This is a genomic window from Salinispora sp. H7-4 (assembly GCF_013416675.1).
GTDB lineage: Bacteria > Actinomycetota > Actinomycetes > Mycobacteriales > Micromonosporaceae > Micromonospora > Micromonospora vitiensis.
The window spans coordinates 1-573 of sequence record NZ_JABZED010000074.1 but is presented as its reverse complement, the minus strand read 5'-3'; the positions used below and the strand labels follow the sequence as shown (position 1 = coordinate 573).

The following is a 573-nucleotide window of genomic DNA, read 5'->3' as shown; positions in this document are numbered from 1 at the left end:
CCAGGGCGGCATGGGTCGGGTGTGGAAGGCGCAGGACGAGGTGCTGCATCGGACTGTGGCGATCAAGGAGTTGGTGCCGCCGCCCGGTCTCACCGATGAGGAGCGCCGCGAGATGCGGGAGCGTTCGTTGCGTGAGGCGCGGGCGATCGCCCGCCTCAATCACGTCAACGTTGTTCGCATCTTCGATGTGCTGCGTACCGATGGTGATCCGTGGATCGTGATGGAGTACGTGGCGTCGAAGTCCCTCCAGGACGCGCTGGCTGAGCTGGGGCCGGTGTCGCCGGCTAAGGGGGTGCAGATCGGTCTGGGGGTGCTTGGTGCGCTGAAGGCGGCGCATCGGGCGGGGGTGATGCACCGGGACGTCAAGCCGGGCAACGTGTTGCTCGGCGAGGACGGGCGGGTGGTGTTGACCGACTTCGGTCTCGCCACGGTCCCGGGTGACCCGAATGTCACCCGTACCGGCATGGTGCTTGGCTCACCCGCGTACATCGCGCCCGAGCGGGCCCGGGATGGTACCGCCGGGCCGGAGGCGGATCTCTGGTCGTTGGGGGCGACCCTGTACGCGGCGGTGGA

The 573-nt window shown here is 68.6% G+C and carries 1 protein-coding gene; it reads left to right on the top strand.

Annotated elements, in window-relative coordinates; translation table 11 throughout:
- Positions 1–573, top strand: a 573-nt coding sequence (locus tag H0524_RS23905; protein WP_255436213.1) for a serine/threonine-protein kinase, incomplete at both ends; no start/stop codon positions are given.